Origin of the sequence: Agrobacterium sp. MCAB5, assembly GCF_052114365.1 — a bacterium.
Classification (GTDB): Bacteria; Pseudomonadota; Alphaproteobacteria; order Rhizobiales; family Rhizobiaceae; genus Agrobacterium; species Agrobacterium tumefaciens.
The window spans coordinates 1-393 of sequence record NZ_JBFREP010000324.1 but is presented as its reverse complement, the minus strand read 5'-3'; the positions used below and the strand labels follow the sequence as shown (position 1 = coordinate 393).

Genomic DNA, 393 nt, shown 5'->3' with positions numbered 1-393 from the left:
GGTCTGGAACGCCTGGGTCGACAAAAACAGCCTCGAACAGTGGTGGGTGCCGCATCCCGGCAAATGCCGTGTCGAGAAAATGGAGCTTTTCCCCGGCGGCGCTTTCGAGACCCGCTACAGCGAAGACGGGAAGGCATTTGGCGATCACATAAGCGGTTGTTTCCTGGCGGTGGATCATGAGGAGCGTCTGGTCTTCACCGACGCGTTGACGGCAGGCTTTCGCCCGTCCGCGCGCCCATTCCTCACCGCGGTGATGAGTTTTCGCGATCATCCTGAAGGCATGGAGTATGTGGCCTATGCCATGCATAGAAACCCTGGGGATCGCGACAAGCACGCGGAGATGGGATTTTTCGACGGCTGGAACACGGTTGCCGAGCAACTGGCGCAGCTTGT

1 protein-coding gene is annotated in these 393 nt (G+C 59.3%); it reads left to right on the top strand.

The annotated features are described in order from the left end of the window. Window positions 1-393, top strand: a 393-nt coding sequence (locus AB4Z23_RS28840; protein WP_441361355.1) for an SRPBCC domain-containing protein, incomplete at both ends; no start/stop codon positions are given.